Origin of the sequence: Streptomyces sp. NPDC050211, from assembly GCF_040656035.1 — a bacterium.
Lineage (GTDB): Bacteria > Actinomycetota > Actinomycetes > Streptomycetales > Streptomycetaceae > Streptomyces.
This window is the reverse complement of record NZ_JBFALC010000053.1, coordinates 44,447-65,297: the sequence shown is the minus strand read 5'-3', so window position 1 is coordinate 65,297 and position 20,851 is coordinate 44,447. Positions and strand designations below refer to the sequence as shown.

The following is a 20,851-nucleotide window of genomic DNA, read 5'->3' as shown; positions in this document are numbered from 1 at the left end:
GGCGATGCCGGAGACGCGCCGCCGCCGTCATCGCCGCGCCGCCCGCCAGACGGCCTGGCCCTACTTCAGGTGCCGGTCGTAGAACCGGCCCCCGTCCTGCAGCTCGAACCGCGGGGTGCCGAGGTGTCCGCCCAGATTGGCGTGCAGTGTCTTCTCCTTGCTGCCGAAGGCGTCGAAGAGGTCCAGGGCCCGTTGCCGGGGGTTCCCCTCGTCGTCCCACTGCAGAAGGATCAGCAGCGGAATGGTGACCTGCCGGGCCTCCTCACGCTGGGCGTGGGGCACGTAACCCCCGGCGAAGAAACCGGCGGCCGCGATGCGCGGGTCGGCCACCGCAAGTCGGATGCCGAGGGCCATCCACCCCGAGTACCCGACCGGGCCGCCGATCTCGGGCAGCGTGAGGAGGGCGTCCAGGGTGGTCCGCCATTCCGGGGCCGCCTTTTCGACCAGCGGGCCGACGAGGGACTCGAAGATCTCGTCGACCGGTTCGCCGGCCTGCATCGCGCGGCGGAGGTCGGCGCGGGCCTGCTCGTCGGCGGCGGAACGGGGCCGGTCACCGCACCCGGCGGCGTCGATGGTGGCCACCGCGTAGCCGTACCCCGCAGTGTGCCGGGCCCGGGCCACCAGGCGGGAATCCCGCTTGGGCAGGCCGTTGTTGTGGGCCATCAGGATCAGCGGGGCCGGTGCGGCGGATTCAGGCGTCCATAGGGTGCCGGGGATCTCGCCGAGGGTGAATTCGCGTTCGAGGACGTCGCCGTCGAGACGCTGTTCGGAAGTGAATCGCATGGTCGTGCCTTTCGGGAGTGCTCGTGAACGGCGCTCCCGGACGACCTGCCTATCGCCCGACCGTGACCCCGGAGGGAAGCACCCATGTCGATACGTTCACGGGTACCACCTCCTCGTTCTCTCGCACGGCCTCCGGAAAAGTAGCAGTGGCCGCCGTGGTCCACCAACAGGTTTTTCAGTGGCTCTGCTGCTGACGTTCCGCACGCCGCTGGATGAGTTCCTCGACGGCGCTCGGCAAGGTCGTCTCGAAGTCGATCAGCTTCGCCCACGTCGGCGTCATCACGATGCGGACCATGCCGTCGTAGAGCGAGCGGACCTCGGCCTCCCACTCGACCCGTTGCTCGGCCGTCATCTCGTACGAGCCGTTCATCTCGAGGTACTCCTCGGGAATGCCGTCGACGTCGTCGAGTTCGACGGTGCCGCGGACGAGCAGGATCTTGGGCGGGTGCACCTCGGTGTCGATCGTGATGGCGACGGCTGGGCTGTGGCGGAGCGAAGCCAGCTTCGGGGCGTTCCTCGACGTGCACATCACGACCTCCTTGCCGTTCCAGGTGAAGGCGATCGGGATGTTCCGCGGTGTCCCGTCCTTGGCCACGTAGGCCAGGCGGCAGAGGTCACGAGCCAGCAGCTCCTGGCTCAGCGGGCGATTGAGGATCTCGGTGACCTGGTCGTTCGTCATGGTGGGCCTCCTGAGGTCGGGCGACCACGGTGGTCGCTTCTGCCTCTGGGACGGAGTCGTCACGCCGTTCTCGACATCCTCGGTGGTCAGCTGAAACCGATATGGCCGTATGTCTCCGTGGATGTTGGTTAGGGTTGCACACACTGGTGACACGATGGGGGGCTCGCGTTGGATCGCCTGCTGCCCCCGGCGTTGCGCGCGTGGCTCGGGCTGGTCGCGGGCCTCGCCGCGCTGGTGGTCGTCGCGGTCGGGGGTTTGTACGCCGGCCACAGCGAGCCCGGCAGGGTGGACAGGTGGATCGTCGAGCCGACGGCGGACAGTGTGCGTCCGCCGTGGCGGTACGTCGCTCTGGCCACGGACTTCCTGGCGGAGCCCGTCGGAGCGGCGATGCTGATTGTGGCCGCCGTGACGGGCTGTCTGCTGCTTCGGCGTCCTCGCGCGGCGGTGCTCGTCGTGGTCGGCGTCGGTATGACCGTGGGGACGGCGAGGCTGCTCAAGCACCTGGTGGGACGCACCATCCACGGCCCCGGCAATCTGTCCTACCCGAGCGGGCACACCGCCTTCCTCACCGCGCTCGCCCTCGTGGTCGCGCTGCTCGCGACCGGCCGGCTCGGCCTCGGCAGGACGGCCGGCACCTCACTCGTGCTCGGCGTGGCGCTGGTGGCCGGCGCCGCCATGGGCTGGGCGCAGGTCGCTCTGGGCGCGCACTACCCGACCGACGTACTCGGCGGCTGGTGCACCGCGCTGGCGGTGATACCGGCGACCGCGTGGCTGGTCGACCGGATCGCCGACCGGCAGGCCGACCGGATGGCCGACGCCGGTCGGCGGGCAGGTCGCTGACAGCACGTCACGCCAAGCGGCGGAACACGGGCTTCACCGGCCGCCCGCCCACCCAGGGAGTGGGGTCGGCGGCGTCAAGTGCCTTGCGGTACACGGCACATGCCTGGGCCACCACCGCCACGGTGTGGTCGATGTCGGTGTCGCTGAGCGCGCTGCTCACCACGAACGACGGGGCGAGCACCCCGCCCGCGAGGAGCCGGCGCAGGAACAGAGTGCGGTACTGCTGCGACGGCTGCCGGTTCTCGTCGAGGGTGGCGAAGACCAGGTTGCTGGCCCGGCCCCGGACGACGACGTGGTCGCCGACGCCCATGCTCGCCGCGGCGTCGCGGACACCGGCGGCCAACTGCTCGCCGAGGGCGTGCAGTTGTGCGGTGATGCCCTCTTCTACGTAGGTGGTCTGCACGGCCATCGCGGCGGCCAGGGAGTGTGTTTCCGCACCGTGCGTGGTGGACAGCAGGAACACCCGGTCGCCGGAGTGACGCAGCCCGCCCCGCTCCATCAGCTCGCGGCGCCCGGCCAGCGCGGAGACGGCGAACCCGTTGCCCAGCGCCTTGCCGAAGGTGGAGAGGTCGGGGACGACGCCGTACAGACCCTGGGCGCCCGCCTCGGACCAGCGGAGGCCGGTGATCATCTCGTCGAAGATCAGTACGCAGCCGTGCCGGTCCGCCAGCTCGCGCAGTCCGGCGAGGTAGCCGGGCGGCGGCTCGGTGTGGCCGGCGGGTTCGAGGATCAGGCAGGCGACCTCGTCCTGGTACCGGGTGAGCAGTTCCTCCGTGGCGGCCAGGTCCCCGTAAGGGAACGCCACGGTGAGCTCGGTGGTCGCCGCCGGAATACCGGCGGACATCGGCGTCGTACCGATGAACCAGTCGTCGACCGAGAAGAACGGGTGATCGCCGCAGATGGCCACCCGCGGGCGCCCGGTGACGGCGCGTGCCAGGCGCACCGCGGCGGTGGTGACGTCGGAGCCGTTCTTCGCGAACTTCACCATCTCGGCGGTCGGCACCGTGGCCAGGAAGCGTTCCGCGGCCTCGACCTCCACGATGGACGGCCGGACGAAGTTGCTGCCGCGGTCCAGCTCCCGCCGCACCGCCTCGATCACGCGTGGGTGGGCGTGGCCGAGGCTGACCGACCGCAGGCCGGAGCCGTACTCGATATAGCGGTTGCCGTCGATGTCCCACACATGGGCACCGTGGCCGTGGCTGATGACCGGTGCCAGGTGCTCGGGGTACTGGTCGTCGCCCTTGGCGTAGGTGTGCGCGCCGCCGGGGATCATGGCGTGCAGCCGCTCGTTCGCCGTCCGTGACCGGGGCAGGTGGAACTCTTCGGTGTCCAAGGCGACTTCACCCTTCCTTGTGCTTCAGGACCTCGGCGAGGCTCGGCGCCTCCCGGTCCCGCTGGGACATCGATGTGGCTGGCAGCGGCCAGGGAATGGCGAGCTCCGGGTCGTCGAAGGCGATCGTCACGTCCTCGGCCGGATCGTGCGGGCGGTCGATCCGGTACGAGGTGTCGGCGGTCTCGGTGAGCGCCTGGAAGCCGTGCGCGCATCCAGCCGGGATGTACAGGGTCACCTGGGTCTCGCCGGACAGTTCGAAGAAGGCCCGGCCCAGGTAGGTCGGCGAGTCGGGCCGCAGGTCCACGACGACGTCGAAGATCTTCCCGTACGAGCAGCGCACCAGCTTGGCCTCACCGGCGCCGGAGCGCAGGTGCAGGCCGCGCAGCACGCCCCGGACCGAGCGGGACAGGCTGTCCTGGACGAAGGCGTTCGGGTCGAGGCCCACCGAGCGGACCACGTCGGCGTCGAAGGTGCGGCAGAAGAAGCCGCGTTCGTCGGCGTACGGCGTCGGCTCGAAGAGGTACGCGCCGACGATCTCCGGGACTTCGGTCGCCTTCATGAGGCCTCCCGCGTGGTGTGGGTGCGGCCGGCCGGCGGGAACAGGGCCGTGGTCAGGGCGGTGAACTGGTCCTCGACGCGCCGGGCGGCGTCCTGGTTCCGCTCCGGGAGGGTCCGCCGCAGCTCCGCCGATCGCTGTTCCAGCTCCCGGAACTGCTCGAGCAGCCTGTCGGCGTCGACCTCGCGAGCCGGGTGGCAGTACGCGCCGAGTCCCATCAGGGCCATGAGATCGTCGCTCTTCTCCGAATAGCTGACGGCGAGCGTCGGTGTGCCGACTTTCAGCGCGCAGACCAGGTTGTGGTAGCGGGTCGCCACCACGGTGTCGGCAGCCGCCGCCTCCTTCATCAGGTCGGCGAGCGAGGCCGCCTCGGCGGCGGTGACCAGCGGCGAGTCCACCGCATCGAGGACCGCGGCGGCCACCGGCCGGTCGAGCTCGTCCCCGGTGAGCAGCCGGACCGGCCGGCCGTCCTCGACCAGCGCGCGGACGAACCGGATCGTCCCGTCGAGGTAGCGCCGGTGGATCTCCTCGGCCCGTGCGCGCTCGTCGTTGCTGCCGTGCCAGGCCATGACGCCGACGCAGACCGGGCCCGGCGGGCCCGAGGGCGTGCTCGCCCGCGGCGCCGGCAGCGAAAAAGCGAGGTCCGGATAGACCTCGTCGCGCGCGGTGGCCACGCCCATCGCCCGGATCGCGTCGCGGGAGTGGGCGCCCCGGAACGACCGGTACGCGGCCAGCCGCGCCGACCAGCGCACCAGGGTCCGGGTCGCCCGGTCGCCGATCTCGGAGGCGCCGACGCTGACCAGTGCGACCCGGGTGCGCAGCAGCCGGCCGCTCGCGCAGAGCAGGAACAGCGAGTACGGGAAGCCCCATGGCCGCAGCGGCAGCGTGGTCTCCAGGACGCCCGTGCCCGGCACGATCACCACGTCGTGCCGGCGCACCCAAGCGGCGGTGCGGACGGCGTCGACGAGCTTGCCCAGACCCTTCGTCGCGATGGCGGCGACACTCGAGGCGGTCCGGTACTCACCGCGGTTCCAGTTCATCCGCGCCGCGGGAATCCCGTACCGGGCCGTGATGACTTCGGGCCCGCCGCACAGCGCGTCCACGACCGCCTCCGGGTGCTCGGTGCGCAGGTACCCGAGGATGGCCTCGAGTGACGCGTCGTTGCCGGAGTTGCCGGCGCCGAACAGGCCGAACAGTCCGACGCGCACCTGAGTTCTGTTCGAGGTCATGCCTGCCTCCCCTCGCGGCCGGCGACGATCGCGTCGACGGAGACCGTGAGCCGGCCTGGGTCGACCGGGGCGCGGTCCTCGACCCGCTCGCCCGCACCCGGCCGGGTGCGGCTGGCCATCCACGCGGCCAGGTGGCGGAAGCACGCGCGCCGGTCGGCCGCGGACAACGGCGCCCGCCGGATCGCCGACACGAAGCCCCAGACGTACTCGGCGAGCAGCCGGGGTGTCGGGTGCAGTGGGCCTGCCCGGCGCGGATCCAGGTTGACGCACCGGGAGCGCTTGGAAGGGTTCGCCCGCTCGGCGCGGGTGGGGTGGTCGCGGCGGAAATAGAGCAGCTCCGGCACCTGGTGGAAGGGCCCGTGCAGGCCGATCTCGGCGACGAACGTGCGGTCCGCGTGGTGGTAGCTGTCGTGCGGCTTCACCCGGCGCAGCACGTCGGCCCGCATCACCCCGTAGAAGTCGTCGCCGCCGGGCTCGAACAGCATGCTGCGGAAGCGCTCCGGTGCGTGCGGCGAGGCGGTGGCGAGCGTGTACTCGTACGGGACCTTCACCCGGCCGTCCTCGTCGATGACCGCCTGGTCGGCGTGCGCGAGGATCACGTCGGGCCGTTCGTCCAGCGCCTCCACACAGCGCCGCAACAGGTCCCGGGCGTAAAGGTCGTCGTGTGACGCCCACTTGAACAGCTCGCCGCGGCACTCGGTGAACACGTAGTTGTGGTTCGGTGCGGCACCGATGTTCCGGGGCAGCCGGAGGTACCGGATACGGGAGTCCTGCTCGGCGTACTTGCGGCAGATGTTCTGGGTCCCGTCGGTCGAGGCGTTGTCGGAGATGACCAACTCGAAGTCCTCGTAGGTCTGGCCGAGCAGGGCGTCGAGCGACTCGGCGAGGTACTCCTCCCCGTTGTACACGGGCAGTCCGATGCTGAGCCGGGGATGGTGGGTCATGTAGTCCTCTCTTCGCGGATGGTGTTGTGCCGGTGCTCGCGCAGAGCGGACCGCAGCTGCAGCCACCACAGGACCGAGGCGCTGAGGTTCGCGGCGGCGACGCCCCAGGCCGAGCCGACCGTGCCGGCCACGGCCGCCCCGCCGACCCCACCGCCGACATAGCAGGCGGAGGCGAACAGTTGGCAGCGCAGGCTGCGCCGGGCAGCGGCGAGGGCGCGCAGCCCGGCCGCCGCGCCGACGCCGAGGCCGGCGCCCGCGACGCCGAGCGAGATGGGCACAATGAGCTCGGAGGATGGGTACCAGACGCTGCCGAGCACGTGCTCGCCGAGACGGTCCGGCACCAGCAGCAGCGCGGTGCCCCAGAGCAGTGCGGCGACGGCCAGCCCGCCACCGAGCAGGAGGCAGAACCTGCCCAGTTGATGCGGGGCCTGCCGCAGCACCCGTGCCGCCTCCGGGACGGTGACCAGCGAAAGACCCATCAGCAGGGCGAGGAACGGGCCCATCAGGAGCTCTGCACCCCGGACCACACCCACGGCGCTGACCGCGACGACCAAGCCGAGCCCGTACGCCCGCAGCAGGCTCGCGCCGCTGACGCCGACGTTCTCGAGCAGGTATCGGTAGCCGAGGTCGCGCTGCTCGCGAAGCCACGCGCGCGCTCGGGTCGGCCGGGGCAGGATGCCGGACTGGAGGCAGCCGTACCCCGCGGCCACCGCGGCCGACCCGCCCCAGGCGAGCACGAAACCGGTCACGCTGCCCACGCGGGCGGCCACCACCAGGGCCGGGATGAGCGCAGCGCCCCACACGAGGTCGTTGACGAACGCCTTCCGCCCGGCGCCCGCGGCGAAGAACGAGAAGCGCCAGGCGTCCTGCAGCAGCAGTCCCGGCAGTACCACGCCGAGGCCGACGAACGCGCCGCCCATGCTGCCGCCGAGCCCCAGCCCGACCACGACGGACGCCACGCCGATGACACCGCCGACGCCGAGGGCGGTGCCCGTCGACCGGGTCGTGGCCGCGCGCCAGGACGCCTCCGGCACACCGCTGAAGCGCACCACGAGTGGGTCGGTGGCCAGTCCGCGGGAGACGTTGAGCACCACGCCGTAGGTCACCCAGGCCAGGCTGAACACGCCGAACGCGGCCAGCCCGAGCGAGCGTGCCACGTAGAGGCCCACCACGAGGTTGCTGATGCTGGAGACCGCCTGGTCGGCCAGTCCCCAGGACAGCCGGCCGGCGAGGGCCCGCCGGGCGGATCCGGCCGGTCGCGCCGTCTGCTCCCCCTCGGTGGTCGTCGGCGTCATGTCTTGATCAGCCCGGCGTCGTGCAGGGCGTCGGCCGCGGAGGCGACGGCGCCGAACGGCAGCCCGGACCGCTCGGCGACGTCCAGCAGGCTGTGCTCGCCGTCGGAGAGGTTGAGCACCCAGAGCATGGCCATCTGGGCCTGCTTGGTGTCGCTGCGGCCGCCGAGTGCGTCGTACAGCCCGCGCCGGCCCAGCTGTGGTTCGCCGTAGGGGCTGAGGTTGACGTACCGCCGGTTGCGGTCGAGGACGGCGGACGCCTCGCGGCAGACCGCGAGGGTGTCCGCCATCGCCTCCGGGGAGACGAAGTCCAGGTTGTCCGCCGAGGTGTGGTACTCGGGGTAGCCGGCGTACGGGGTCCGGGTGAGCGAGCCCACGCCCAGGTTGAACCCCGGCGAGCAGTACTGCCGCTCGTCGTAGCCGTACGGCGTGAACTCCTTGACCTGGTGCGGGCGTTCGGAGGCGGCCAGCACGTGCCGCATCACCCGGTCGATCTCCGCGTCGCCGCGCCTGCTCTGCTTGTACGTCAGTTGGCCCGAGTCGCCGGCGCAGGCCAGTACCAGGCCGTGCTTGACCCGCTCCACCCGCTCCGCGTTGCGGGCCAGCCAGGTGATCGCCCCGATGGTGCCGGGGGCGAAGATGAACCGGTAGGTGTAGTACGGCGTTTGCCGGGCCAGCTCCCGGGCCAGGAACGTCGCCACGGCGATCCCGGCCAGGTTGTCGTTGGCCAGCGACGGGTGGCAGACGTGGCAGGAGACGATCACCTCGTCCTGGACCTGCCCGGGGACGACATGCTCGGCGTAGGTGAGGTGGCCGTCCGCGAGCGTGGAGTCGATGCGCACCTCGTAGTCGCCGTCCGGCATCGCGTCCAGGGTGTCCTGGGCCAGGCAGAATCCCCATTCCGGCTTGTAGTAACTGGTGCGGTACGGCACCCAGGTCGGGTGGTCCGGCAGGGTGTGCAGGTGTTCGCGCAGCTCGGCCAGCGGCATGGTCCTCGCCACCGGCACGCTGTAGCCGAGCACGTGCAGGCTGGACGCGGCGAAGTCGACGACCCGCTTGCCGGCGATGTCGGCGATGTACGCGTCGCGGATGTTCCACTCCTGCGGCACCGTCCAGTCGAGCACCTGCGTTCCGGTCGGCACCTCGTGCACCTGCAGCGGGATGTACTCGCCGACGATGTCCAAGGTGGCGCGCACGCCGTCGCCCGTGATGCTCCGGCAGAGCGGGTACAGCCGCTCCACCAGGGCGTACATCTCCTCACCGGGTGTGGTCATCGGCACCACCGCAGGGTGTCGTCGACGGTTCCGGCCTCGGACCCCGCGCGCAGCACGGCGAGGCGTGTGAAGCGTTGCTCGAAGTCCTCCCGTGTCAGCCCGAACTTCTGGTAGGCGTCCGCGAGTTCCAGCGCGCCCTGCTTCACCGTCCACTCGCAGTCGAAGCCGGGTATCGCGGCCCGGAACCGGGAGAAGTCCACCCGGTACGACCGCGGATCGGCACCGTTCTCCCCGGTGATCACCACCTTCACGCCGGACACCGCCTCGGCGACCTGCTCGGCGATCTCGGCGACCGTGACGTTGTTGATCTCGCTGCCGATGTTGAACGCCCGGTCGTGCACCGCTTCCCGCGGCGCGGCCAGCGCCGCCGTGAAGGCCCGGGCGATGTCGGCGGCGTGCACCAGCGGGCGCCAGGGGGTGCCGTCGGAGAGCACCAGGACCTCGCCGGACAGCAGCGCGTGGCCCACCAGATTGTTCAGCACGATGTCGGCGCGCAGGCGGGGCGAGTAGCCGAACGCGGTGGCGTTGCGCATGAACACCGGGGTGAAGTCGCCGTCGGCCAGCGCGTGCAGGTCGTCCTCCACCCGCACCTTGGACTCCGCGTACGGCGTCACCGGGCGCAGCGGGGCGTCCTCGCCCACCAGGCCGTCACCGCCGGCGGCGCCGTACACCGAGCAGGTCGACGCGTACAGGAAGCGCCGCACTCCGGCGTCGCGGGCCAGCCGGGCGAGGCGCACGGAAGCATGGTGGTTGATGTCGTAGGTGAGGTCCGGCGCCAGCGATCCCAGCGGGTCGTTGGAGAGCGCGGCCAGGTGGATCACGGCGTCCACCCCGGCCACGTGCTCGGCTGTGATGTCACGCAGGTCCACCCGATGCCCCTGCGGGTCGGCGGGCGGCGGGCCGAGGACGCAGTCGGCGAACAGGCCGGCGTCGAGGCCGACGACCTCGTGCCCGGCGGCGGCGAGGACCGGGGCCATCACGGTGCCCAGGTAGCCCTGGTGTCCGGTCAGCAGTACGCGCAAAGTTCAGTCCCCCAGATTGAGCGTGAGTTTGGTGACGGCGAACGCCTCGGCGTATCGCTCGTGGCATTCGATGCCGCGGATCCGGGCAAGACCGAGGAAGGCCTCCCGGTCGTACCAGGGCCGGTGCCGCTGCGAGGCGTAGTGCTCCTGCAGCAGCCGCACCTTCTGTTCGGCGATCTCAGGCGACAGCGGCTGGTACGCCGCCATACGGCCGAGATCGCCGTCCCACTTGACGATCTCGTAGCCGAGCACGAGGTGGTCGCGGAACGCGGTGGGTATCAGCTGCGCCAGGCCGCGGTGGTCCTGGTGCGCGTCGTCGGTACGCGGGGCCAGGGTCAGATCCGGGTCGGTCTGCCCGCGCAGCTCCTCGACCGCTGCCTTGGCCTCGTCCCAGTGCACGGGCAGCCGGCCGTCCGGCAGCTTGTGCACGGTCAGCCGCAGGTCGGCGCCCGGGCAGAAGGCGGCGAGCGCGGCCTGCTCCTCCTGCTCACGCTCGCTGCCACCGCCGGAAAGCACCAGCGCGTCGACACGGATACCCGGGTGCGCGAGGCACAGCGTCAGCAGCGTGCCGCCGGCGCCAATGGCGATGTCGTCGCAGTGGGCGCCCACCGCGACGATCCGGTCCAGGCGCCCGGCACCGAGCCGGATCACGCCTTCACCCCGGCACTGTCCTGCTCCCACACGGCCCATGGACGGTCGCCTCGGGCGTAGGCGGTGTCGAGCGCGGCCCGCTCCTTCACGGTGTCGGTCGGCTTCCAGAAGCCGCGGTGCTGGTGCGCCACCAGCCGCCCCTGCTTGGCGAGTTGGGCGCAACCGTCGGCGACCAGGTCCCCGTTCTCCGGTATGTGGTCGAAGACCTCCTGGCGGAGCACGAAGTAGCCGCCGTTCTCCCACAGGGGCATGTCGCTCACCGCGGTGATGCCTCCCACCAGGCCGTCCTCGCCCAACTCCACGCAGTGGAAGGAGGATTGCGGCGGCACCACCATCATCGACGCACCGGCGTCGCGCAGGGCGAACTTCTCGATCATCTCCGGCAGCGGGGCGTCGGTGAGCACGTCGGCATAGTTGGCGAGGAACATCTCGTCGCCGTCCAGGTGGTGCCGCACCCGGCGCAGCCGCTCCCCGATCGGTGACTCGATGCCGGTCTGCGCGAACGTGATCGTCCAGTCCGCGATGTCGGTGGACAGCAGCTCGGTCCGCCCGCCCCGCAACACGAAGTCGTTGGACACCGTCTCCTCGTAGTTGAGGAAGAAGTCCTTGATGTGGTGCGCCCCGTACCCCAGGCACAGGATGAACTCCGTGTGCCCGAAGTGCGCGTAGTAGCGCATGACGTGCCAGATCAGCGGTCGCGGGCCGACCATCGCCATCGGCTTGGGGACGTCGTCGGAGGTTCCGTTGCGCATCCGCATCCCGTAACCGCCGCAGAACAGAACGACCTTCATGCTGTGACCTTTCTGGACGCGACCTCGACGATGCTCAGTTCCGGGATGGGAAAGACCAGTCGGCCGCCCCACTCGTGGATGAAGGACAGCTGCTCGACCAGCTCGGCCCGCAGGTTCCACGGGAGGACGAGGACGTAGTCCGGCTCGTCGGCGGCTATCTGCTCGGGTGGCAGGATCGGGATGCGGGTGCCCGGGGTGAACCGGCCGTGCTTGTAGGGGTTGCGGTCGACCGTGTACGCGAGCAGGTCGGGGCGGATGCCGCAGTGGTTGAGCAGGGTGTTGCCCTTGCCCGGGGCGCCGTAGCCGACGACCGTCTCGCCGCGCTCGGCCGCCTCGATGAGGAACTTGAGGAGATCCCGGCGCACCTTCGCCACCCGGGAGGAGAACTCGGTGTACCCGGACAGCTCCTGCAGCCCGGCGGCCTTCTCCCGGGCCAGCACGTCGGCCACCCGCTGCGTCGGCTCGCCGGCCACCTCGGCCGGCCGGGCCCACAGGCGGATGGAGCCGCCGTGCGTGGGCAGCAACTCGACGTCCACGAGCGTGAGTCCGCCGCTCGCCAGGGCCCGGATCGCGGACGCGACCGTGTAGTACTGGAAGTGCTCGTGGTAGATCGTGTCGTACTGGTTCTCCTCGATCAGGGTCAGCAGGTGCTGCACCTCGATGGAGACCCAGCCGTCGTCGGCGACCAGAGCGCGCAGCCCCTGGGTGAACCCGACCACGTCGGGGATGTGCGCGTACACGTTGTTCGCCACGACCAGGTTCGCCGGGCCGTGCTCGGCGCGCACGGCCGAGCCGGTCTCCGGGCTCAGGAACTCCGTGAGCGTGGGTACGCCCGCCTCGCGCGCCGCGGCGCCGACGTTCACCGACGGCTCGACGCCCAGGCAGCGGATCCCCCGGTCCACCACGTGCTTCAGCAGGTATCCGTCGTTGCTCGCGACCTCGACGACGAAGGCGTCGGAGCCGTTGGTGTCGAGACCCACCCGCCGCACGGCGTCGGCGACGAACGTGCGCGCGTGCTCCACCCAGGAGGTCGAGTACGAGGAGAAGTACGCGTACTCCTTGAACGTCTCCTCCGGCGTGATCAGCGGCGGTATCTGCGCCAGCCAGCAGCCGGTGCAGACCCGCAGGTGCAGCGGGTACGCCGGTTCCGCCTGGTCCAGTTGGTCCGCGGCGAGAAAGCTCTCACATGGTGGCGTCGCCCCGAGATCGACGACGCTCGTCAGCGCCTCCGAGCCGCACAGTCGGCATCGTGTCATCTACTTCCCCCCATTGATTCCGTCCCCCATTGATTCCGACCGACCCGCGATCGCGGTGCGGTACTCCTCCAGCAGGCGCTCCAGCCCGACGGCCGGGCTGAAACCCTGTTCGTAACGGAGCCGGGCCGCCTGACCCATCTCCCGGCCCAGGGCCGGCTCGGCCGCGATCCGGCGTATGCCGGACGCGAGCGAGGCCGACTCGCCCGGCCGGTGCAGCAGCCCGGTCACCCCGTCCTCGACCAGCTCGACGAAGGCACCGTGACCCGCGGCGACGACCGGGACCCCCGCCGCCATCGCCTCCACGACCACCAGGCCGAACGCCTCCAGCCAGGTCGAGGGAGCCACCACAGCGACGGACCGCGCGACGGCCTTCCGGCACTCCGCCGGGTCCAGCAGGCCGACGTAGCGCACGTCGTCCCGGCCCGCCGCCCAGGTGGTCACCTCTCGCTCCAGAGGCCCTGTCCCGGCGATCACGAGCGGTACGCCCACACCGCCGCCGGCCGCTATCTCGTCCCACGCGGCCATGAGCAGCCGTACGCCCTTGGCCTCCGCGAGCCGGCCGAGATAGAGCAGATGCTCGCCCTCGCCCGACCGGCGGTCATCCGGGTCGGGCACGAAGTTGTGCTTCACCGCAAGGCGTTCGGCCGGCATTCCGGCCGACACCAGGACGTCGCGCTGCGCCGCGGAGATGCAGAAGAACCGCTCCACGCCGGACCACCACCGCCGCCGGTTGACCGACAGGCTGACCGCGAGCGGCACCGTCGCGAGGCGGGAGCCGCGGTAGCAGCCGTGCCGGACGGCGGGCAGCGGCGTCGAGCCGACGCACTCGGTGCACGGCCGGCCGTCCCGCTGCAGCGTGCCGGGCGGGCAGATCTGGGTGTAGTTGTGCAGCGTGGCGACGGCGGGCACGTCGGCGTCGGCGCAGGCGGCAAGCACCGCGGGCGACAGGAGCGGGAAGACGTTGTGGACGTGGACCACGTCCGGCCGGTCGGCACGCAGCCGGGCGGCGAGTTCCGTGCGGACCCCCGGGTTCCACGGCACGAGCAGCGGCACCGCCACCTTGCCGAGCAGGGACCGGGCGGCGATGTCGTCGCTGCGCCGCTCGAACACCTCGACTCGGTGGCCGGCCGCGCGCAGCAGCTCCACCTCCTGGTCGACGACCTTGTTCTCCCCGCTCGGCTGCGCCGAGGCGTAGCGGTTGTGCACCACGAGGACGTGCATGCTCAGACCACCTCCGATCTACGGGCCCAGCGCGGGACGTGTCGTCGCGGGACTTCGGGCAACGCGAGCGGAGCCGTCGTGGCCGGTGCCGCCAACAGCGAGGCGGCCAGGGCCAGATGCAGCAGATACGGCGAGGCGTCGCCGAGGCCGGCCTCGGTGTACGACGCGATCGCGCAGTAGCTGATCAGGAAGATCGCGCAGGCCCTCTGCAGCGACGGTGGCCGCAGCAACGCGACGCCGCCGAGGACGATGATGATCGCCGCCACGAGGGCGACTCCGATCAGACCCTGTTCCTGGTAGACGGCCAGCCAGCTGTTGTCGATCGGTAGCCCGCCGAACGACTTGTCGCCCAGGCCCATGCCGAACACCTTCTCCCCGGTCGTCCGGGGTTCGGCCAGCAGGGCGTCCCAGACCTTGGCCCGACCGGTGAGGTTGGAGAAGTTCTCCTTGCTCTGTCCGCGCAGGAACCATGCCTGGAGCGCGGAGGCGAACACCACTGCGGCCACCACGGCGCACAGCACCGCCCAGGTGAAGAACCGGCGGGCCGCGGCGCTGGTCAGGATGAGCGAGCCGATCGCCAGCACCAGCCCGATGAGCAGGCCGAGCGTGGCCGTCCGGGTATGGGTCAGCGCGAGCAGGACGAGTGACGGCACGATGACCACCGCCGCGCTGGTCCGATCGGTCCGGTGGCCCAGTACGAGCAGCACGGTGAGCCCGATGATCACTGCGGCGTACTGTCCGATCTGCGGCGGGGTGAGCGGCCACAACGCGCCGACCAGCCGCCCGCCATAGCGCCCGGGCATGGCCGCGCCCGGTGAGATGAGCGCGCCGGCGGCCACCGTTGCGAGCACCGCGAAGTACGTCCGGATGTGGTGCCGGACGAACGTCAGGCCGCCGTCCCACCAGCGGCTCAGCAGCCACAGCGTGCCGATGAAGAGAGCCAGCCGGGCGCAGCGGAACAGCGCGCCGAACCCGGACTCCAGGTACACGCTGGAGATCACGCTCGGCACCAGCAGCAGGGTGAGCAGGAACAAGAAGGCGCTGGCTCTGATGCGCAGCCGGAGATTGACCGCGAGCGCCAGCGCGAACGCGGCGACCAGCGCGCCCATGGTGACCAACTGGATGAGGGAGCGGGGCAGCGGGATGATGGTGTCCGCCCCGGTGGAGCCCAGCGTGTTGAGGGCCAGCAATCCCCAGGCGATCCCGACGATCTTCGCCGTGCCGGCAGGGCGCGGTTCGGCGTCGAACTGTGTCGCCATCTCAACCACCGGCCTGTGGGTCGAGGGTGCTCCCCGCGTCCTGCCGGTAGCTCTTCCCCTGCCACTGCGCGAAGTTGATCAGCCGGCTCTGGTCCTGGACGACGAACTTCCACGGTCCGAGGTAGACGTTGTCGTGCCAGCGGTTGTCCTGCTTGTGGGTGATCGCCTGAGCCACCTTCTCGCCCTGGTACGGCGACCAGTCCGGATAGGTGCCGTAGTTGGACAGCACCGCCATTCGGTCGCACTTCACGGTGCACTTGAGGACGGACTTGTCCAGCACGAAGCGGTTGTCGTGGATGTCTACCCGCTGGGTCTTCCACCGGCAGTCGGCGTAGAGCGGTGGCTTGGCGATCGCCGGCTTCGCGCAGCGGTCGGTCTTCTTCACCAGCAAAGTGCAGTCACCGGACGAGGTGTTGGCCGGGCTGTTGCAGAACCGGTCGGCGTTTTCCCACAGGGTGATCCCGTTCCAGTTGTTCTCCAGCACGTTCCGGTACATCTCGATCTTGTCCGTGCGGGCTCGGACCCGTGGTTCGCCGCCGGACTCGGACAGGTAGACGGTCGCGAACGGGAAGTTGTCCTCGCCGGCGGTGTACTTGCGGCCCTCGACCCAGTTGTTGCGCCGGATCGTGTTGTTCCGGATGACCGCGTTGTAGCTGGTCTCGTACATCAGCGCGGCACCGTCGTTGGCCTCGAGCACGTTGTTCTCGATGCGGAAGTCGTTATTGTTGGTGTCCGCCCACAACCCTGTTCCGCGGTTGTCGTGCACCCAGTTGCCGCGTATGTCGGCGCCGTCGACGGCCCAGAACTTGATGCCTCCGGTGCAGCCGCAGCCCTCCCGCCGCCGCTCCCAGTCGTCGGTGTTGTTGCCCACGATCTCGTTGCCCTCGACCACCAGGTCTCGGAGAGAGCCGCCGGCCTTGTACGCGTTCATTCCGTACTGACCGTTCTCGCGCAGGCAGCTGGCGCTGACCCGCTGGCGGGCACCGGCCATCAGCCCGGCACCGGAGTTGTACTGGATCGTCGCGTGCTCGATGACCCACCCGTCGGCGGAGTCATGGTTGACCACGCCCTGGTCGTGCGGTGCGACGAAACCCTGCACGGTCAGGTAGCGGATGGTGACGTCGCGGGCGCTGCCGCCGAACGCGTACTGGTTCTTCTTCCGGCCGTCGAGCACCGCGCCCGGCGCACCGAGGTAGCGGTTGCCCTCCTTGGGAATGACCTGGGCGTAGCGGTCCGGGTCGAGCCTGTGCTTGCCCGGCCGAAGCCAGAACGTGGTGTTCGGGGGGCTGCTCTTGGTCTTCGCCGCCAGGTCACCGACCACCGCGGGGTCGACGGTCACCGCGCCCGCCGGTGCCTTCGCCGGCCCGGCGGCGGGCTTGGCGCACACCCGGGCCACGTCCGTGGACCGCGCACCGGACGTGGACGACGCACCGGACGTGGGCGGCGCGTCGGCAGGCTTCGCCGAGTCGTCCGGCGTGCTCGTACAGCCGGTCGCCGCCAGTAGGGCCAGCGCCGGCGGTGCCGCCGCCAACGCCCAGTGCCGCCTTCTGAACCTCACGTGCCCCCCTGGCCCCGGAACCTGAGCACCGTGGTGAAGCCCTCCGCGCCGTCGGCGAAGCCGGTGCCGACCAGCGTGGTGGCGGGTTCCTTGCGCCCGAACCCCGCGGAGTACCAGCCCAGCGGCGGGTCCGTCTCGCCGCGGTGCGCCTGCCAGGACAGCTGCCCGGGCAGGTCGAGCACCGCGGAGCGCTCCTCGCCGTCCCGGGTCCAGGTGAGCACGGCCTGGTTCCCCACCAGGTCCGCGGCGATCGCCGGGCCGAGGTGGAACGCGAGGCGTACGCGCCGGCCCGAGCCGCGCACCTCGTCGACCACCGTCAATTCCCGGGTCTCGGCGGTCAGTTCCACCCTCCGGCGGTGCACGGAGCCCTCGTAACCGTCGTGTTCGGCACACCAGCGGGCCACGCCTTCGCCGGAGGTGTCGGCGGTCAGGACACGGGTCTCGGCATGCCGGGTCCACAGGAACGGGCCGCCGGAGACGGACTGGTCACCGCCGTCCAGTTGCAGTGTGTTGTGGCCGAGGGTCGAGCGGAAGTACTGCCGCCATTCGGGTTGCCCGTGGTAGCAGTACGTCCCCGGGTCGGCGAGCACGTCGACCCCGTCGTGCCGGACCTCCACGGACAGCGCGTCCGCGTGGGCGTGCGCGGCGATGGACAGGAAGCCGTGCGGGCCGCCGTCGCAGCGGCACCAGATCTCGTCCGGACCACGCAGGATGGTGAGCCCCGCGTCGGCGAAGTGGGCCGGTCGGCTCGCCGGGCGGGTCACGGCAAGTTCAGTGGGCTTGATGAGCCCGGCCAGCAGCGGGGTGCGCACATCGGTGCCGGTCACCGCCGGCCACCAGTCGAGCCGTCCGAACACGGCGTCCCCGGTGGCCAGCAGCGAGGCCCAGCGGTCGGTGCCCGCGCCGTCCACGACCAGACCGTGCCCGTCGTCCGCGTCCCCCTGGCGCGGCGGCCGCAGCCGGTTGTCCACGACGGCCGCGAGCGCGTCGGTCATCCGCAGCAGTACGAGGCGTACGGTCGCGGGGACCGGGACGCCCGCGGCATCCGCCTCGGCCACCGCGGCCAGGCCCAACTCCAGTACGAGCCCGTGGTACTCGGTGGCCAGCTCGCGGTTGAGGCCGGAGACGTAGGTGTTGCCGCGCAGGTGCCGCTCCAGCGACCGCAGCGCGCCCGCCCGCCAACGCTCCGACGAGGGGAACCAGTTGAAGGCGCAGGACGCGGCGAACTGTCCTGCGGCCTCGGCGATGACGTGGTTGTTCGCCGAAGAGCCCCGGCTGGGGAAGGCGGCCAGCCAGCGCTGGTGGTGCCAGATCTGGCTCAGCGCCACCGGGTTGTCCTCGAACAGGTCGGCCGCGCCCGGCCAGCCGTCGAGCAGCCGGCGGATCCACACCCAGGACAGCAGCCGGATGCCCAGCTCGATGCCGCTGATCCAGTGCACGCCGCGCAGCGGTGGGTTGGCCGCCCACCACGACCGCAGGTGTTTGGCCACTCGCTCGGCGTACCGCTCGTCCTCGGTGATCGCGTAGGCGGCGGCGAGCACGGTGAGGTACTGATGCCGGGACAGCTCCCAGATCTGCTTGATGTCCCCGACCGCGTCCTCGTTCCGGTACGGCACGTCGAAGGCGTAGCCCCACGGAGCCCGGCGCCCGGTCTTCGGGTCGCACCACCAGTCCGGGTCGGTCAGGTCGTCGCGGACCACCCCGAAGAACTCGGCGTGCCCGTACATCAGCCGGTCCGCCTCGGCGACGAGACGCTTCGCGGCGTCCGGAGGCACGGCGGCGATCGCCCCGGCGGGGAGCACGGCGGTGAACCGGGCGCCGGTCACGCTCGGGCAGTCGGGCCGCGCCGACCGCCACCGGCGCCTGCGCACCGCGTCGCCCGCCCGGCCCGCGACCTCCCGCGGCCCCATCCGGGAAAGCCGCCGCAGGTACCAGCCCGCACTCATGGTCATCGCGGCCCCGCCAACGTCACCGGCGCACCGGCGGCCAGGCCGGTCTGTACGGCGAGGGTGGCCGCGGTGGTGGCGACCAGCGACTGAAGCGGCACCGGCATCGGCCCTCCGGTCCGCACGGCCTTGATGAACGCGGCCAGTTCGGCGTTCTGGCCCTTGTCCCGGGCCTTGGGCAACCGCGAACTGACCCACTTCTTACGGCCGTACACCGAGGCACGGACGAAGTCGTCGAGGCGCAGAGCCTTCCCGTCCGCGACGAGGTCGAGGGTTTCCTTGGGGAGGGTGGCCGGTCCGGTGGTGACGTAGCTGATGGTGGCGGTGGACCCGTCCGGGTAGCGGAGTACGACCTGGAGGTCCTCGTTGCCGGACGGGGCGACCGCGTACACCGAGACCGGGTCGGCCTCGAGCAGCCAGCTCGCCGTGTCGATGAAGTGTCCGCCCTCGCCGGCGAACCGCGAGCCCTCGCTGCCCTGTTGGAGGTACCAGCTGCCGTGCTGCAGCCGGCCCGCGTTGACCAGGTAGCGCAGGCTCGCCGGACCGGTCCGGGCGCCGAACCGCGTCCTGGCCTCCTGAAGCAGCGGTGCGAACCGGCGGTTGAAGCCCACCTGCAGCCGGTCGTTGCCGGACTCCTCCACCGCCGCGAGTACGTCAGCCAGCTCGTCCTCGGTGAGGGCCAGGGGCTTCTCCACGAACACGGTCTTGCCGGCCAGCAGCGCCTTCCGGGTCAGTTCGGCGTGCGAGCTGTGCCGGGTGACGACGAACACCGCGTCGATGGACTTGTCGCCGAGCACGGCGTCGAGATCGGTGGTCGCCTCGGCGAAGCCGAACTTCCGTTGCGCGTTGGCCGCGGACAGCGCCGTCGTGGTGACGACGGTCGACAACTCGACGCCGTCGCGCTGTGCGAGGTGCGGCAGCAGCATCGACGTCGCGTAGTTTCCGGCGCCGACGAACGCGAGCCGCACCGGCGTCTTGGCGGACCGGGCCGGGGTGGACACTCCGCTGGGGCGCTTCACCGCGGGAACGGCCACCGCCGGGGCTTCCACTTCGGCCTTTTCGGCCGCGTGCCCGGGGTACTGGAACAGCACGGCCACGGCCTTCAGTTCGCCGTCCTTCAGGCGCTGGTACGTCTCGACGGCGTCATCGAAGTCGGCGACGTGGGAGACCAGGGGCTCCACGTCGACGCGGCCGCGGGCGACGAGGTCGAGGAAGCACGCCAGGTTGCGGCGCTCGGTCCAGCGCACGTAGCCGATCGGGTAGTCCCGGCCCTCCAGTTCGTACTCCGGGTCGTAGCGACCGGGGCCGTAACTGCGGGAGAACCGGACGTCGAGCTCCTTCTCGTAGTACGCGTTCCACGGCAGGTCCAGACGGCACTTGCCGATGTCGATCACCCGGCCGCGGTCCCGGCAGAGCCGGGCGGCCAGCTCCACGGGCTGATTGCTGCCGCCGCCGGCGGCCAGGTACACCTGGTCCACGCCGTGACCGTCGGTGAGCTCGGCGACGGAAGCCTCCACGGACGCGGACGCGGGATCGCCGCAGGCCACCGCGCCCAGGCGCGCGGCGAGTTCGCAGCGCACCGGGTCGGGGTCGACGCCGACGACGCGCACTCCCGAGGCGGCGAGGAGCTGCACCACCAGCTGTCCGATCAGCCCGAGGCCGATGACCAGTGCCACTTCGCCCAGCTGTGACTCGCCTTGGCGGACGCCCTGCATCGCGATCGACCCGACGGTGCCGAAGGCCGCGTGCCGCGGCGCGAGGCCGTCCGGCACCGGGGCGTAGAGGTTCTTCGGCACCCAGTTCAGCTCGGCGTGCAGCGCGTGCTCGTTGCCGGCGCAGGCCACGAGGTCGCCGACCTTCACGTCGTCGATGCCGGCGCCGACCTGCTCGACCACCCCGCACAGCGAGTAGCCCAGCGGCGTGTAGGAGTCCAGCTTGCCCATCACCTTGCGGTAGGTGGCGGGCACCCCGTTGGTGGCCACGCTCTGCATGACCTTGGCCACCTGGTCCGGCCGGGAGCGGGCCTTGCCCAGCATCGACATACCGGCCTCGGACACCTTCATGAGCTCGGTCCCCGTGGAGATCAGCGAGTAGGCGCTGCGGACCAGCACACCGCCCGGCTTGCACCCCGGCGCCGGAACGTCGAGCACCGCCAGCTCGCCGCTCTTGTAGTTCTGCACAACCTGTTTCACCCGAAGTCCCCTTGTTTCTACGCGT

At 71.1% G+C, this 20,851-nt stretch carries 18 protein-coding genes; 1 reads left to right on the top strand and 17 read right to left on the bottom strand.

What is annotated here, in order from left to right; genetic code table 11:
• Window positions 1-60: 60 nt before the first annotated feature.
• Window positions 61-783: an alpha/beta hydrolase gene (locus AB0I98_RS37110; protein ID WP_362949567.1), complete on the bottom strand. Its 723-nt coding sequence runs from the start codon at window positions 781-783 to the stop codon at window positions 61-63.
• A gap of 175 nt (window positions 784-958) precedes the next feature.
• Window positions 959-1,462: a pyridoxamine 5'-phosphate oxidase family protein gene (locus AB0I98_RS37105; protein ID WP_362949566.1), complete on the bottom strand. Its 504-nt coding sequence runs from the start codon at window positions 1,460-1,462 to the stop codon at window positions 959-961.
• Window positions 1,463-1,630: 168 nt separating this feature from the next.
• On the opposite strand from AB0I98_RS37105, the gene AB0I98_RS37100 reads away from it, so the two are divergent.
• On the top strand, window positions 1,631-2,302 hold the full coding sequence (locus AB0I98_RS37100) for a phosphatase PAP2 family protein (RefSeq protein WP_362949564.1): 672 nt from the start codon (window positions 1,631-1,633) through the stop codon (window positions 2,300-2,302).
• Between the two features lie 7 nt (window positions 2,303-2,309).
• Here the strand turns inward: AB0I98_RS37100 and AB0I98_RS37095 are convergent, their stop codons facing one another.
• The 15 genes from AB0I98_RS37095 to AB0I98_RS37025 are packed head-to-tail and all read right to left on the bottom strand — an operon-like array spanning window position 2,310 to window position 20,826.
• A complete protein-coding gene (locus tag AB0I98_RS37095; RefSeq protein WP_362949562.1) occupies window positions 2,310-3,635 on the bottom strand; it encodes a glutamate-1-semialdehyde 2,1-aminomutase in 1,326 nt (441 codons plus the stop codon).
• Between the two features lie 7 nt (window positions 3,636-3,642).
• On the bottom strand, window positions 3,643-4,194 hold the full coding sequence (gene rfbC / locus AB0I98_RS37090) for a dTDP-4-dehydrorhamnose 3,5-epimerase (RefSeq protein WP_362949561.1): 552 nt from the start codon (window positions 4,192-4,194) through the stop codon (window positions 3,643-3,645).
• Complete coding sequence (locus tag AB0I98_RS37085) at window positions 4,191-5,420, bottom strand: polysaccharide pyruvyl transferase family protein (RefSeq protein WP_362949559.1); 1,230 nt, start codon at window positions 5,418-5,420, stop codon at window positions 4,191-4,193. The genes rfbC and AB0I98_RS37085 overlap by 4 nt, the downstream gene beginning before the upstream one ends.
• Window positions 5,417-6,364, bottom strand: a complete 948-nt coding sequence (locus AB0I98_RS37080) for a glycosyltransferase family 2 protein (protein WP_362949557.1) — start codon at window positions 6,362-6,364, stop codon at window positions 5,417-5,419. Before AB0I98_RS37080 ends, AB0I98_RS37085 begins: the two co-directional genes overlap by 4 nt.
• Entirely contained in the window at window positions 6,361-7,659 is a 1,299-nt protein-coding gene (locus AB0I98_RS37075; RefSeq protein WP_362949556.1) for a hypothetical protein, read from the bottom strand. The genes AB0I98_RS37080 and AB0I98_RS37075 overlap by 4 nt, the downstream gene beginning before the upstream one ends.
• Entirely contained in the window at window positions 7,656-8,939 is a 1,284-nt protein-coding gene (locus AB0I98_RS37070) for a DUF4910 domain-containing protein (protein WP_362949554.1), read from the bottom strand. Before AB0I98_RS37070 ends, AB0I98_RS37075 begins: the two co-directional genes overlap by 4 nt.
• Window positions 8,927-9,952 carry an SDR family oxidoreductase gene (locus AB0I98_RS37065; RefSeq protein ID WP_362949552.1) on the bottom strand — a complete coding sequence of 342 codons (1,026 nt, stop codon included), beginning with the start codon at window positions 9,950-9,952 and terminating at the stop codon, window positions 8,927-8,929. The genes AB0I98_RS37070 and AB0I98_RS37065 overlap by 13 nt, the downstream gene beginning before the upstream one ends.
• Before the next feature lie 3 nt (window positions 9,953-9,955).
• Window positions 9,956-10,603, bottom strand: coding sequence for a PIG-L deacetylase family protein (locus tag AB0I98_RS37060; RefSeq protein ID WP_362949550.1), 648 nt, complete (start codon window positions 10,601-10,603; stop codon window positions 9,956-9,958).
• Window positions 10,600-11,394, bottom strand: a complete 795-nt coding sequence (locus tag AB0I98_RS37055; RefSeq protein WP_362949548.1) for a glucose-1-phosphate cytidylyltransferase — start codon at window positions 11,392-11,394, stop codon at window positions 10,600-10,602. Before AB0I98_RS37055 ends, AB0I98_RS37060 begins: the two co-directional genes overlap by 4 nt.
• Window positions 11,391-12,650: a class I SAM-dependent methyltransferase gene (locus AB0I98_RS37050; protein ID WP_362949546.1), complete on the bottom strand. Its 1,260-nt coding sequence runs from the start codon at window positions 12,648-12,650 to the stop codon at window positions 11,391-11,393. The genes AB0I98_RS37055 and AB0I98_RS37050 overlap by 4 nt, the downstream gene beginning before the upstream one ends.
• Window positions 12,651-13,871: a glycosyltransferase gene (locus AB0I98_RS37045; protein ID WP_362949544.1), complete on the bottom strand. Its 1,221-nt coding sequence runs from the start codon at window positions 13,869-13,871 to the stop codon at window positions 12,651-12,653. It lies immediately after the preceding gene.
• Window positions 13,872-13,873: 2 nt separating this feature from the next.
• On the bottom strand, window positions 13,874-15,130 hold the full coding sequence (locus AB0I98_RS37040; protein WP_362949542.1) for an O-antigen ligase domain-containing protein: 1,257 nt from the start codon (window positions 15,128-15,130) through the stop codon (window positions 13,874-13,876).
• Between the two features lies 1 nt (window position 15,131).
• Window positions 15,132-16,688, bottom strand: coding sequence for a right-handed parallel beta-helix repeat-containing protein (locus AB0I98_RS37035; protein ID WP_362949540.1), 1,557 nt, complete (start codon window positions 16,686-16,688; stop codon window positions 15,132-15,134).
• Window positions 16,685-18,640 carry an alginate lyase family protein gene (locus AB0I98_RS37030; RefSeq protein WP_362949538.1) on the bottom strand — a complete coding sequence of 652 codons (1,956 nt, stop codon included), beginning with the start codon at window positions 18,638-18,640 and terminating at the stop codon, window positions 16,685-16,687. Before AB0I98_RS37030 ends, AB0I98_RS37035 begins: the two co-directional genes overlap by 4 nt.
• On the bottom strand, window positions 18,637-20,826 hold the full coding sequence (locus AB0I98_RS37025; protein ID WP_362949536.1) for a bi-domain-containing oxidoreductase: 2,190 nt from the start codon (window positions 20,824-20,826) through the stop codon (window positions 18,637-18,639). Before AB0I98_RS37025 ends, AB0I98_RS37030 begins: the two co-directional genes overlap by 4 nt.
• Between the last annotated feature and the right edge of the window lie 25 nt (window positions 20,827-20,851).

What these genes read in the sequence shown, in the direction of transcription:
- AB0I98_RS37055 (WP_362949548.1), bottom strand. Translation starts at nt 11,394, where the DNA reads ATGAAGGTCGTTCTGTTCTGCGGCGGTTACGGGATGCGGATGCGCAAC.
- AB0I98_RS37080 (WP_362949557.1), bottom strand. Translation starts at nt 6,364, where the DNA reads ATGACCCACCATCCCCGGCTCAGCATCGGACTGCCCGTGTACAACGGG.
- AB0I98_RS37030 (WP_362949538.1), bottom strand. Translation starts at nt 18,640, where the DNA reads ATGACCATGAGTGCGGGCTGGTACCTGCGGCGGCTTTCCCGGATGGGG.
- AB0I98_RS37110 (WP_362949567.1), bottom strand. Translation starts at nt 783, where the DNA reads ATGCGATTCACTTCCGAACAGCGTCTCGACGGCGACGTCCTCGAACGC.
- AB0I98_RS37075 (WP_362949556.1), bottom strand. Translation starts at nt 7,659, where the DNA reads ATGACGCCGACGACCACCGAGGGGGAGCAGACGGCGCGACCGGCCGGA.
- AB0I98_RS37045 (WP_362949544.1), bottom strand. Translation starts at nt 13,871, where the DNA reads ATGCACGTCCTCGTGGTGCACAACCGCTACGCCTCGGCGCAGCCGAGC.
- AB0I98_RS37105 (WP_362949566.1), bottom strand. Translation starts at nt 1,462, where the DNA reads ATGACGAACGACCAGGTCACCGAGATCCTCAATCGCCCGCTGAGCCAG.
- AB0I98_RS37050 (WP_362949546.1), bottom strand. Translation starts at nt 12,650, where the DNA reads ATGACACGATGCCGACTGTGCGGCTCGGAGGCGCTGACGAGCGTCGTC.
- AB0I98_RS37085 (WP_362949559.1), bottom strand. Translation starts at nt 5,420, where the DNA reads ATGACCTCGAACAGAACTCAGGTGCGCGTCGGACTGTTCGGCCTGTTC.
- AB0I98_RS37040 (WP_362949542.1), bottom strand. Translation starts at nt 15,130, where the DNA reads ATGGCGACACAGTTCGACGCCGAACCGCGCCCTGCCGGCACGGCGAAG.
- rfbC (WP_362949561.1), bottom strand. Translation starts at nt 4,194, where the DNA reads ATGAAGGCGACCGAAGTCCCGGAGATCGTCGGCGCGTACCTCTTCGAG.